This is a genomic window from Gimesia chilikensis, from assembly GCF_007744075.1.
Classification (GTDB): domain Bacteria; phylum Planctomycetota; class Planctomycetia; order Planctomycetales; family Planctomycetaceae; genus Gimesia; species Gimesia chilikensis_A.
Genome location: NZ_CP036266.1, coordinates 5,051,831 through 5,064,519, shown reverse-complemented (window position 1 = coordinate 5,064,519; position 12,689 = coordinate 5,051,831). Strand labels below are relative to the sequence as shown.

Here is a 12,689-nt window from a genome sequence, read left to right as displayed (position 1 = left end):
CTTTCAAATGGTTGTCTGCTCAGTTCGATCGGTTGGCCAGTTTTTCTTTGCGTTTGACGTGCAGTAGGACGGGGATGGAAGTCTGTCTGCCTTCCTGATCAGCACGCAGATGGAACAGCCGGGTTGTTTCCGGCACCCATTTCGCGGCGGTCAGGTAGAATGTTCGTTCGCTCTGATCGTCCAGCAGCAATAAACCGTTCAGGCCGATGTTGTCGACAAACACGCCGTGGGGCAGATTTCGGCCGGCATATTCACGACCAAAGCCGACGACACCTTTATAACCATCCCGCAGCACCACAACCTTAGCTGCGATTGTTTCACCTGGATGGATGGTCAACTCCAGTGGTTTGTCTGGGATTTCAGCCAGTTGATCTCCGGCGATACTCAATCCGTCTGAATCGAGGGTGACCATTCGAATCATCAGACGCGGCTTCTTCTGAACCTGGACTACGCCGAGAGGATTGACATTATGGCTGACTTCTTTGCCTGCGATAGTCGCGGTCGCAGAGACGTTTACACTCTGGTAACGGCTATCGGAGGGGCGGGGAGCAACCAGGGGGCCGTTCGTTTCCTCAACGGGATCGGCGTAAATTGTTCCATAAGCCCGGTCGTGACCAGCCTGAATGATGATGGGACTGGTAACATGCAGGCCAGGGGGAACATCAGAAATGTCCACGCGGATCGGACCATCAAAACCATCAATTCGCTGGGCGACCAGTTCAATTTCCTGTCCACTGCCAGCGTTGACCTTGGGATTGGCCCCATTCAGTGTCACTTTGAAATCGGGCTGACGGGGACGGACAGTCAGATCGTAATGAAAATCCTGCCCTTGAAAACCACGTACATCCGAGACACGCACCAGGTAGGTGCCGTCCTTGGGGGCTTTGAAGATCAGTCGCGAGTCATCTCCCAGCTCGCGTCTGCCATCGTCGTTGTTCTCGTAGAAAATCGTAAACACCGGCAGTCCATTGGGAGGCAGTTCGGTTCCCGCAGGATAGGGATCGACGATATAGCAGGGTTCGTGTAACGCATGCGTGATCGGCGAGGTGCCAAAATAGGTATAACGCCGACCGAGACCCGGATAAACGTTGAAGCCCGAGTCGGGACCACGGGGGTAGAGCCAGAGTTTGACGACTTCCCCGTTGCAATACAGGTACTCATTCAATTCCATCTCCCGCCAGTTATGGATACGGAAATCATTGACAATGTTGGAATCCTTGCCGCGGAAGGTGAAATACGAGTCACGTACCGCCCGTAACAAGACGCGGGGAATCTGGTTGCCTTCAGCATCCAGAACATCAATTTTAGAATCGAGCTTTGATTTCTTACGGGCGGCGTTAGTTTCAATCAGCCATTCCTGGCCCGCTTTGGATTGGAACTGGTACAGGTCGACATCGGTCTGTCCGGACTGAGTGCCATTGATCAGACCGCTGGCGACGACAGAGACTCCCTTGAGAGGCGTCGCCTGACCAGGCTGATTATTGGGCTCCTGTTCTTTAATCTGCACTGTTTCAGCAGAAGCCATCGGTGTGAATTCGTCTGTTTCAGGGGACTGCCGGGCAATAATCTGTCCGGTGCTGCCTGCAGGCTGGCTGGAAGGCAGGGAAAACCGTTTCAGCTGTCCGTTACTGAAGCCTACTATGGCTGTCTGTGAGTCGGGGGCAAAAGCGACCGACGTGGGGATCGCGGGCAGGTTTTCAATGACATGCAGTAACTGCAACTGGTCTGCATCCCAGATTTTCAGCGAACGGTCATCCGAAATGGAAGCCAGCCATTTTCCATCTGGAGAATAAGTGATCTGAATCACCGGACTTTCATGCGCAAAGCGGGCAATCACCAGAGGATTGATTCGTGCTGACTTCCGGGAAACAAATCGCCATTTGCGAATCCGGTTATCGGCTCCCGTAGCGACGATGTAGTTCCCGTCCGGGCTGAAGCTCACTGATGTCTGTTCCTTGAGAGGCTGACTCAGCGTATCCAGCCGTTCTCCCGTGGCAACCTGCCAGACTTTGACCGTGGCATCTGCAGAGGCACTCGCGAGCGCCGTCGAATCCGGGCTGAATGCGAGGTCAAAAATCGCACCGTTGTGCCCGCTTAACGTTCTGACTTTGTTGCCGGTTGCGATATCCCAGAGAATAATGTTGTTATCGTAACTTCCGGTCGCCAGCCATTTCTGGTCCGGGCTGACCTGTGCTGCATAGAGAACATCTTTATGACCCACAAATTTGTGAAGTTTTTTCCTGGTGCCCACCTCCCAGATGTCCGCCTGTCCGAACAGCCCTGTGGTTCCCGAAGATGTGATCAGCCACTTGTCGTCATTACTGAAGCGAACCGAATTCACTTTCCCGGGCAGGCCTTTGATGGTGCGTACCAGTTTGTTCGAATTCCCTGAAAGCAGATCGATCTCAGAGAAACGGGCGATGGCAATCAGGTCGCTTGCGGGAGACCAGACCAGCGATGCAATCGGTTTGGAGATTCCCTGTGCCGGTTTGATCTCAGGAACGGTCAATTCCATCCGCAACGGTTCCTTGCCTGAGGGGCCTTTAGCGCCCTGATTGATCCATTCTGTCAGCACTGCGATTTCAGCAGCCGTCAGTTTCTCGCCGCTATCTTCCGGAGGCATGACAGGTTTAAGTTCACCCTTGATCATGCGGATCAATCGGCTTGATTGACTGTCACCCGGCAGGACCGCAGGGCCATGTTCTCCCCCTTTGAGTAGGTCAGCGAAAGTCTCTGTCGAGAATTTTCCTTCCCCGTCGTCTGCTGTATGACAGCCTTCACAATATTTGCGGAGCAGGGGGGCGACCTGTTTTGAATAATCAATGGGCGCTTCCGCAGCTGGAACTGACTGTGGGAGAAACAGCAGCAGGCAGGCGGTAACCAGCAGGAATTTATCAGAAAGTTTCAACATGGATAGCCTCAAGTGAGCGACTTTAAATCATGGTATGAATGTTGTTAATGAGTTCGATCTCATCAGTGGTTGAACAGAAACTCGCGGCTGCTGAGCACACCCCAGAACAGGTCTTCTACGACCTGGCGTCTCTCGGCCTGCGGGGTCTCTTTCAGAATATTGAGCAACTTGGTATTTTCCTCTGGAGTGGGTTTCCGAGAGAGGCACAGCAGATATATCTGCTCGACCAGTTCCTGGTCTGACTGTTTCGCATTCAGCAGTTTTGTGACCCGACTCTCTTTGGCTTTGAGCTTGTTATTGATGGTGTCGCCATTCGAGAGGTGCAGCACCTGGACCATCGTTGGTTCTTCGGAACGCTCGCATTCGCAGGTAATCATCCGCTCGTTTCGTCCAAAAGTCTTCAGGAAGTAGGAGATCACAGACGAATCATATAACTGAATTGCCCGGGTCCCCTTGGGATAAAAGTCCGTTTTCTGTGGATTCGGTTCGTAATACTTTGTGAATTCATCCGGTACTTCCGTGACCTGCGAAATGGCATCCAGCAGGACTTCGGCCATCATCCGCCGGGGATAGTAGCGGGAGTAGAATCGTTTTTCGTCTTTATTTTCAGGCAGGGGTTGACTGCTGCGCTGGTAAGCAGCCGACTGCAGGATGACCCGCATCAGTGCTTTCAGGTCGAAGTTCTGGTCTTTCAGATAGTCGGATGCAGCTGACAGCAACTCTTCGTTACTCGCGGGGTTCGATTCCCGCATGTCGTCCACCGCCTCGACCAGGCCGACTCCGAAGAAGTTGGCCCAGACGCGGTTTGTAATGGAACGGCTGAAGAAGGGGTTTTCTTTCGCCGTCAACCAGTCTGCCAGATAGACGCGGCGGTCTTCGGGAGCATTGATGTCAATCGACGCACCATCCAGGGGAGTGGGGGGCTGAGGTTTACCCGTCAGCGGTTGAGCCAGATCCCCTTTGGTCGCTACAAACAGGGTGCGAATACCATCGCCTGAGCCCTGGCTCCCACCCCAGCCTTTGGCCCGCACGCGGGCGAAGAAATTCGCCATCGCGTAGTATTGGCCGTTGGTCCATTTTTCGAGTGGATGGTTATGGCACTTCGCACAGCCGATGGCCAGACCCAGAAATGCCTGGCTCACATTTTCGGTCATGGATTCCGGATCCTGGTGAATCGCGTAAAAGTTGGTTGCACCGTTTTCGATGCTGCTTCCCTGGGCGGTAATCAGTTCGTGTACCAGCTTGTCCCAGGGAGTGTTCTGTTTCACATGCTGATAGATCCAGTCGTGATAGGCTTTGACTGCCTGGGGACGAATCAACTCACCATTCACCAGCAACAGGTCAGACCATTTGTAGGTCCAGTAATCCACGAACTCCGGGCGGTTTAACAGCTGTTCGATCAACTGGTTTCGCTTGTCCGGGCGCTGATCAGCGAGAAAAGTGTTGACTTCGGCAGGTGTGGGAAGGGTACCTATTGTGTCGATGTAGACCCGGCGGACAAATTCTTCATCAGTCGCCTGAGGTGAGGGGGGCAGGTTCAAACGTTTGAGCTGTTTGATGACCAGTTCATCGATGAAATTGTGTTTCGGTGATCTGGCATAGATGTCCGGATTGATGTCCTGCGGATAGGGAGACGTGATTTTGGAGATCGCGACTTTACTGGAGAAGATACAGACAATCGCGCCTTCGCCGTATCCGGTGACTTTGATATTTCCTGCTTCATCAACCTGGGCGACGCTCTCGTTCACGGACGAAAATGCGGTCCAGCGGGTGACATCGCGGACAGAGTTGTCCGAGTAACGGGCCTGAACCAGCAGACGCTGTGATTGTCCTTTGGTGAGGATTGAACGCCCGGGAAGGACTTGTAGACTTTCGATGACAGCATCCTGCTCAGCCGGCGGTGTCGCCCCCTGTGCGATCCATTCGGAGAGAATCCGGTATTCGCGGGAATCGGTTTCGAAGCGGACGCCCCCTTTGTGCGGAACTGCTCCCGTTGGTTTGATCAACAGCAGGCTGCGGGCCGGGTCTGATAGCTCGATGCGTCGTCCGCGTGCCTGTTCGACGATAGTGTGGAAGTCACCGGGCACATCATACGCTTTCAGTGAGAGACGAAAGCCCCCTTTGCCTGCCAGGGCGCCATGACAGGGACCCGAATTACAGCCTGTCTTGGTCAGGACCGGCTCAATATCGTTGCGGAAACTCCAGCGGTGTGGCTGGTCGAGACCACTGACGGTGACTTGGCTGGTCGATTTAGCCGAACCGGACAGGACGGTAATCTGGGCTGTGCCATTCCCGACCGGGACCGCGGTCTGGTCTTCAATCTTAACGACGTCCGGATTACTGGATGTCAGCTGGAATGGAGTCGTGACCGGTCCAGTGACTTCGTCATTGGTCAGTGTCTGCACCGAGAGCCCCTGGCGGGCTTCACTGCCACGCAGATCGATGGTTTGCGGGAACAACTTGATGGCGGTGTCTGTTTCTGTCGCTGCCTGAGAGTGTGCAGGGCAGAGCACGCCAGCAAGGCAGGCGGCGACGAGCAGGATGGATAAGACAGATGTTCGAGGAGTCATTGAGCACTTCTCTTCGTGTTATAATTAAAACAGTCGTGGTTTGATCAAAGTACGTAACGGCCGCGCAGCGACAAGGGCAGTCTGTTCCTCGTTAAGGTGAGGGACTCAACGTCTATTTAGTCTCAGTTGAGGTTTGAACTGAGGTTACGCGTTAAAACAGTTCACGGATTTCCTGCTTACCCACATCTACCAGCGGGAAGGGGCGACCGGCGGGGCCGGGGAGCACCGTGTGCAGATCGAAGCCGAGGCTGTGGTAAACGGTCGCTGCCAGATCCCCGGGAGAAACCGGTCGATCTGCAGGCACACCACCAATCGGATCGCTGCTGCCGACCACGCGTCCACCCTGGACGCCTCCGCCGGCAAAGTAACAGGTAAAACATTGAGGCCAGTGGTCACGGCCTCCGGCTGGATTGACTTTCGGCGTGCGGCCAAATTCCGCCACGTTACAGACCAGGGTTTCGTCCAGCATGCCTCGGTCGTACAGATCTTCAATCAAGGCGCTGTAAGCCTGATCGTACATAGGGGCAACGATATTTTTCATCCCCTCAATGGAAGTGAAAGGTTTCGAGCCGTGAATATCCCAGGTGATTTCGTTGAACACGGTCAGGAAGGTGTTGATCGTTACGAAACGCACGCCGGCTTCCACCAGACGACGGGAGAGCAGACAGCATTGACCGAAGCGGTTCATGCCGTAACGTTCGCGGACCTTCATGGGTTCCTTAGAGAGGTCAAAGGCTTCGCGGGCCTCTTTACTGGTCATCAGGCGATAAGCCGAGTGAAAATTGCCGTTGAGCAGTTTGGCGTCTTCGGTCGATTCAAAATGATCGATGGTACTGTCAACCACGTCGCGGATTTTACGACGACGTTCCAGACGGGCCGAGCCAATTTCCTGGGGAGGCAGCATGTCGGGAACTTTAAAGTTCGGTTTGGAAGGATCGGCCATCAGGGCAAATGGATCGTGAGCTTTACCCAGGAAGCCACCCGCCTGACCATTGGGCAGGTTTCCACCGCCGCGTCCCATCGTTTCGGGGAGTACCACGTTGGCGGGCAGGTCGGTTTTGCGGCCTCGCAGATAATCGACCACCGAACCGATGTGAGGAGTATTGATTCCACCCGTGAAGAGACGACCGGTCTGCATCATCTGCCAGCCGGCATCGTGGACCGCAGCCGCGGTATGGTAACAGGAACGGACCAGCGAGAATTTATCGGCGACGCGTGCATGCAGCGGGAAAATTTCGGAAATATTGATATCGGGGGAGGCCGTATCAATGGGCTTGAAGGGACCCCGGATTTCGGACGGTGCCTCCGGTTTCATATCGAAAGTGTCGAGCTGACTGGGGGCACCCAGATTGAAGATCATAATCGCCGCACGGTTGTCGTTCTTCTTGTCGACCATTCCGCGTTCTTTGGCTTCGAGGTACTGTGGCAGTGAGAGCCCCATAGCGCCTAATGTACCGACTTGCAGAAAGTCTCTGCGGGTGACTCCGCTACAGGTATGCGCTGTGCCTTTGCCAGTGAACTTCAGCATGATGAACCTCAATCTGTGGAATACGAATTAGGATCTGTCAGCGGCGGGATCCGGCTAAAAAAACAGTCAGACGGAATCTGAACCACTGCGCGAATTTCCCACTCGCGCAAGAAATCCCTGATTCGTTTATTTTCGCATATCGTAGACGCAAAGATCAACATCGTCTTGTACGAATGACGCATAAATTTGTATTATTTACGCATGCAAGATCCTCAGAAATTCCGTGACGATTTCCTGAAACGCCTTGACAATAAACTCCATCTGGAAGAACTCTTCAACTACATTCCCGATGCTTATTTCTTTGCCAAGGACGCACAGGGACGTTTTATCAATATCAGTCGTGCCTGGATGGATGTGCGAGCGATTCCCCGCGAGGAAGACATCATCGGCAAGACCGATTTCGACATCCATCCCCAGGATCTCGCAGAACAATACGTGGCTGAAGATCAGCGGGTGATGGAATCTGGTACTCCACTTCCCAACCAGGTCTGGTTAATTCCCGATCGCCAGGGAAATCTGAAATGGTATCTCTGCAGTAAGATTCCCCTGTTCGGCGATGGTGGCAAGGTGATTGGCGTGGCCGGCGTGCTACGCGACATCAAAGTTGCCGGCTCCGAATTTCAGTCTTACCAGGAACTCGACCAGGTCATTGCCTATGTTCTGGAACATTACCAGGAACGCATCCAGATTTCCGAACTGGCCGATCTGATCTTTCTCTCGGTCAGTCAGCTCGATCGGAAATTTAAAAAGCTGTATCAGATTACTCCTCAAAAATATATTCTGCGGGTTCGCATTAATGCCGCCTGTCAGCTGCTGACGCGAACCGAAAAACGGGTGTCCGAAATCGCCCTCGAATCCGGCTTTTACGATCAGAGTTATTTTACCAAACAGTTTGTCAACCTGATGGGGCTCTCTCCTTCCGAGTACCGTAAACGTTTTCGGCAGGAGACGGAGATGGCCTGATTCACATTGGTCAGGCAATCAATTCATCAATCACGTGACCACCCACATCAGTCAGGCGGAACCGGCGTCCGCTGTAGAGGTAGGTCAGTTTTTCATGATCCATTCCCAACAGTCGTAGAATTGTGGCATGCAGATCATTCACATGCACTTTGTTCTCCGCTGCTTTGAAGCCGATTTCATCAGTGGCTCCGTATGTCGTTCCCGCTTTAACGCCACCGCCGGCCATCCAGGTAGTAAACGCGTGCGGATTGTGATCGCGGCCCGGGTTGGCCCCTTTCTGAGCGATCGGCAGACGGCCAAATTCACCACCCCAGATCACCAGCGTTTCGTCAAGCAGGCCGCGGGCTTCCAGGTCGCCCAGGAGAGCGGCGATCGGCTGATCGGTTTCGCCGGCGAAGCCACTATGATTCCCTTTGATGTCCTGGTGTCCGTCCCAGCTCCGTTGATTCTCCATCCCACCGGAGTAGATCTGCACGAAGCGGGTGCCCCGTTCCACCATCCGCCGCGCGATCAGACACTGTTTTGCGAAATGCTCACACTGTTTATTGCCAATCCCGTACTGATCCTGAAGGTGTTTCGGTTCCTGTGAGATATCCAGTGCTTCGGGGGCCGCACTCTGCATACGATAGGCGAGCTCGAAACTTTCGATGCGGGCCGCCAGTTCCTGGTCTCCTTCGTTTTGTTCCAGATGCTGTCGATTAAGTGCTTTCACGAGGTCGAGCTGTGAACGCTGGCGTCCTTTGTTGGTTAAAACCGGCGGGGGTTGCAGGTTATCGATGGGCTCACCAGTTGGTCTGAGATACGTTCCCTGGTAAACGCTGGGCAGAAAACCGGCGCCCCAGTTCAGACTGTGTCCTTTGGGGAGTCCGCGTCCCAGGGGATCGGACATCACCACGAAAGCCGGCAGGCTGTCGCTTTCGGAACCCAGTCCGTAAGTGACCCAGGAACCGACACAGGGATGCCCCATTTTAGGAACGCCGCAATTCATCATGAACAGCGCGGGGCTATGATTGTTAGATTCCGTATGCCCCGAGTGAATGAAGGCCATCTTATCGACATGCTGGGAGAGATGCGGGAAAATATCAGAGACCCATTTGCCTGATTCGCCATACTGTTTGAATTTGAAGGGGCTTTTCATCAAAGGTCCGACCGCGTTTTGAAAGAAGCCGGTCTTGTTGTCAAACCCTTCCAGGGCCACACCATCCCGCTTTTCCAGTTCGGGTTTATAATCCCATGTATCAACCTGGCTCGGTCCACCATTGATAAACAGCCAGATGACCGCTTTCGCTTTCGCGGGCATATGCGGTTCCTTCGGTGCCAGCGGATTGTTGGGGCGCACAGCCGGAGCGGCCTGGCTGGTTTCCAGGAGCCCCTCCTGTTGCAGCAGACTGAGCAGGCCCAGGGTACCGATGCCGCTGCCGGCCCGTTTGAGCAACTGTCGGCGGGCCAGTAACTGGTTGATTGAAATGGTTGGCAGTTCTGTGATGGGTTGTGACATCCTGTTTCTCCGGATAATTCGATTGAACTGTGTATTAAAAACTGGTCTCACAGAAAGTCGCGTTTAGTTGGGATAGATAAATTCATTGGTACTGAGCAACGCATGTGTGAAGTCGGTTAATGCCAGCAGTCGCGGTTCCGCCTTCTTTTCCGCGGTATAGGACTGCTCATGCTGTTTGATAAATTCGACTGAGATCGCCGTTTCACTGGCGGTCGGCTGACGTCCTAATGCGATCAGGTAGGCATCGGCGACTGCCTGTTCCATGGAGTCGGGTTGCTGCTGCTGGATCCGCTTGGCGAAGGACTTCGCACTCTCGCGGATAAAGTCGGCATTCATGAACAACAGGGCCTGCGGGGCGATAGTGGTACTTGATCGTTGACCGATGCTGACCAGTGCTTCCGGGGCATCAAAGAGTTGCATCATCGGAATCAGCTGGCTCCGCTTGATTTTGAAATAGATGCTGCGACGCTGGTTGTCGGTCTTCAGTGAACCGGGGCCGTACATGGTTGTGTCCAGCCGATCGCCGACATACAGAATCGAATCACGAATGGCTTCCCCTTCCAGACGCTGAGGGGTACGACGCCAGTGCAGCTTGTTTTCGGGATCTATCTTTGCTTTGTCTGCATCGAAGTCGGTCGACTGTCGATATGTGGCGCTGAGCATGATTTCTTTATGCAAAGGCTTGAGGTGCCACTGGTGTTTGATGAGCTGGTTCGCCAGGAAGTCCAGCAACTCCGGATGTGTGGGACGTTCTCCCTGCAGACCGAAGTCGTTCGGCGTGCTGACGATGCCGGCTCCCATGTGATGCTGCCAGAGTCGGTTCACCATCACCCGGGCCATCAACGCCCCGGCACCCTGATTGGTATCGGTCATCCAGTTGGCCAGTGAGGTGCGTCGATACGAGGTGGTCGCTGACTGCGGAGGTTCTTCAATCCACTTCTGTTCCTGCTTTGGGTTTCGCATCAATACCTGCAGGAAACCCTGTTCGGCGACTTTCCCCTTTTGATCGGTGTCACCTCGCGTCAGGTAGTATGTGACGTCGAAGAAATCTTTCCCCTGACTGTGATGCCGAACCGGTTTGATTTCGGGGCCTTCACTACAGATCATGACTTTCGTCAACGCGGGCTGTGGTTCTGTTTTCAGGTGCTGTTCGACCTTGCCGGACAACGCGACCCATTCGGAATCCTGTTCGCGATAGTATCGCTTCAGAATCTGTTTCAGTCCTGCATTCAGCTTTTTCTGGTCTCCCTGCTCTACCAACTGCAGGGCCTGGGCCAACTGTTCGGGACTGCCGGTTCCTGTTTTGACAGGAGGAGCACTCGCGCTGCTGACCGAAAACCGCGGGTGTCCAATGCTGTGGTTCACATTGTTGGTGAATGACATGGTGATTGTCAGCTCGGTTTCGCCTGTGAACTCCAGCGGCTCTTCCAGGTCGAAGACAATTGCCTGGTCCTTGCCGATTCCACCCAGGTCAACCGCCCAGCCGGATCCGTATTGTCCATCGATGGCGCTGGCTGCAGAGAGAGTGGTCTGGTTTTGCTCATGTGTCGCACGAGCGTTGGTCAGCTTCAGGTCATGGCTCTTCGCCTCTTTCTCGTTCAGTGATTTGGCTTTGACCTTAAATGCGGTTAGCGAAAAATTGCCGTTCACCGCGCGACCGGGTCCCTGGTGGGGCAGGCTGCGATGCGTCAATGTTTCCAGACGAATCGAACGCAGGGGGCTGACGCTGGTTTTTAGACGGAATGTATAGTGATCCTGGTTGATGTTCGGGCCACTGACCAGGATCGAGCCATCTTCGAGTTTTTCAAAGCGGGCTTTCCCTTTGGATGAATGGCTGGTGACTTCGGGAACAATCCACTGATCCAACTGGCTCCGATCGACTTTACCCTGCGTGAGCCACTGTTCGAACTGCGGGTTGAGCTGATTGGCTTCGTAGTCGCGCAAGGCTTTGACAAGTGGAGCGTGTGCCTGGTCAAAGGCGGCCTTCTCTCGCTGATATTTTTCGGGGTCGAGATCGATTTCAATCTCGGTGCGGACGGTCGTGGTGAATGTCGAGAGCATCCGGTAGTAATCGCGGGTGGGGATGGGGTCAAACTTATGATCATGGCAGCGGGCACAGCCGACGCTCAGTCCCAGCATGGCCAGACCGGTGGTATTGAGCATGTCATCCAACGCGTCATAGCGGGTGCGTTCTACTTCATTGGCCGTGATCTGGGTCGGGAAAACACCTGCGCCCAGAAAGCCGGTCGCCATCAGTGCCAGTGGATTTTCAGGAGCGATTTCATCCCCCGCCAGTTGCCAGCGAACAAACTGATCGTAAGGCATGTCCTGGTTGAGGGCTTTGATGACAAAATCGCGATAGTGATAAGCATAGTTGCGGTCGTAGTCATGTTCGAAGCCATGGCTCTCCGCGAAACGGGCGATGTCGAGCCAGTGTCGCGCCCAGCGTTCCCCGTAGCGGGGACTGGCCAGCAAACGATCGATCAGTTTTTCATAAGCGTCGGGACTCTGGTCTGCCAGGAATTCTTCGATTTCCGCAGGTGTGGGGGGCAGGCCGATCAGGTCGAAATAAGCACGACGGATATAGGTTCGTTTGCTGACCTCTGCGTTGGGGGTTAAACCTTTGGGTTGCTGTGCAGCGAGGATGAACTGATCGATCTCATTGCGGGACCAGTCGTTGGATTTCACTGTCGGGACGGCAGGTTGACTCAGCGGTTGAAACGACCAGAACTTTCGATCATCGTCTGTTACCGCGAGTGGCCCGGCTTCACCTTTGTTGCCGGTAGCCAGCGGTTTGTCGTAGGGCGCGCCCAGGTCGATCCATTTCGAGAGGCTGGCAATTTCTTTGTCGCTGAGCTTCTTCTCCTTGAGCGGCATGTAGGGTTCTTCGCGGTGTTCGACCAGAGCCATCAGGTAGCTCTCTTTGCCGGTCTTTTCAATCATACCGCTGTCGAGCAGCTTCTTACGGGTGGAGAGGTCGAAGTCTCCTTTGACAGACTGGCCTCCATGACATTTCAGGCATTTCGCAGCCAGCAGGGGGCGGACTTCCTTCTTGAACAGTTCCAGTCCCTGCTGCATTTGTTTCGCATGGTCAGCGGAAAGCACCGGTTTCTTTTCGGCGGCGGTCAGTACGCTGCTGGACAGGCTGGCGATTAACAACATGAGCGCGATCGTAAAATTTCGCATCAATGCCTCTTCGTCTGGAAGTTTCAGCGGGAA

The 12,689-nt window shown here is 54.2% G+C and carries 6 protein-coding genes; 1 reads left to right on the top strand and 5 read right to left on the bottom strand.

Translation table 11 applies throughout. From position 1 onward, the window contains the following. Positions 1-19: 19 nt before the first annotated feature. The 3 genes from HG66A1_RS19095 to HG66A1_RS19085 form a co-directional block, all read right to left on the bottom strand. Positions 20-2,911: a c-type cytochrome domain-containing protein gene (locus HG66A1_RS19095; RefSeq protein WP_145187534.1), complete on the bottom strand. Its 2,892-nt coding sequence runs from the start codon at positions 2,909-2,911 to the stop codon at positions 20-22. 62 nt (positions 2,912-2,973) lie between these two features. After that, entirely contained in the window at positions 2,974-5,481 is a 2,508-nt protein-coding gene (locus HG66A1_RS19090) for a DUF1549 domain-containing protein (RefSeq protein ID WP_145187531.1), read from the bottom strand. Between the two features lie 151 nt (positions 5,482-5,632). Continuing rightward, on the bottom strand, positions 5,633-7,009 hold the full coding sequence (locus HG66A1_RS19085; RefSeq protein WP_145041955.1) for a DUF1501 domain-containing protein: 1,377 nt from the start codon (positions 7,007-7,009) through the stop codon (positions 5,633-5,635). A 201-nt stretch (positions 7,010-7,210) separates the two neighbouring features. On the opposite strand from HG66A1_RS19085, the gene HG66A1_RS19080 reads away from it, so the two are divergent. Further along, entirely contained in the window at positions 7,211-7,972 is a 762-nt protein-coding gene (locus HG66A1_RS19080) for an AraC family transcriptional regulator (protein ID WP_145187528.1), read from the top strand. Positions 7,973-7,982: 10 nt separating this feature from the next. On the opposite strand, the gene HG66A1_RS19075 is transcribed toward HG66A1_RS19080, so the two are convergent. Together HG66A1_RS19075 and HG66A1_RS32075 are read right to left on the bottom strand one after the other, a co-directional pair. After that, the gene (locus tag HG66A1_RS19075) at positions 7,983-9,470 is read right to left on the bottom strand and encodes a DUF1501 domain-containing protein (RefSeq protein WP_145187525.1); all 1,488 of its coding nucleotides are present in this window, start codon (positions 9,468-9,470) and stop codon (positions 7,983-7,985) included. Between the two features lie 63 nt (positions 9,471-9,533). Continuing rightward, positions 9,534-12,656, bottom strand: coding sequence for a DUF1549 domain-containing protein (locus HG66A1_RS32075; RefSeq protein ID WP_197996682.1), 3,123 nt, complete (start codon positions 12,654-12,656; stop codon positions 9,534-9,536). Positions 12,657-12,689 lie beyond the last annotated feature (33 nt).

Excerpts from the sequence above, each read along its gene's own strand:
- HG66A1_RS19095 (WP_145187534.1), bottom strand. The coding sequence starts at position 2,911 with ATGTTGAAACTTTCTGATAAATTCCTGCTGGTTACCGCCTGCCTGCTG.
- HG66A1_RS19090 (WP_145187531.1), bottom strand. The coding sequence starts at position 5,481 with ATGACTCCTCGAACATCTGTCTTATCCATCCTGCTCGTCGCCGCCTGC.
- HG66A1_RS19085 (WP_145041955.1), bottom strand. The coding sequence starts at position 7,009 with ATGCTGAAGTTCACTGGCAAAGGCACAGCGCATACCTGTAGCGGAGTC.
- HG66A1_RS19080 (WP_145187528.1), top strand. The coding sequence starts at position 7,211 with ATGCAAGATCCTCAGAAATTCCGTGACGATTTCCTGAAACGCCTTGAC.
- HG66A1_RS19075 (WP_145187525.1), bottom strand. The coding sequence starts at position 9,470 with ATGTCACAACCCATCACAGAACTGCCAACCATTTCAATCAACCAGTTA.
- HG66A1_RS32075 (WP_197996682.1), bottom strand. The coding sequence starts at position 12,656 with ATGCGAAATTTTACGATCGCGCTCATGTTGTTAATCGCCAGCCTGTCC.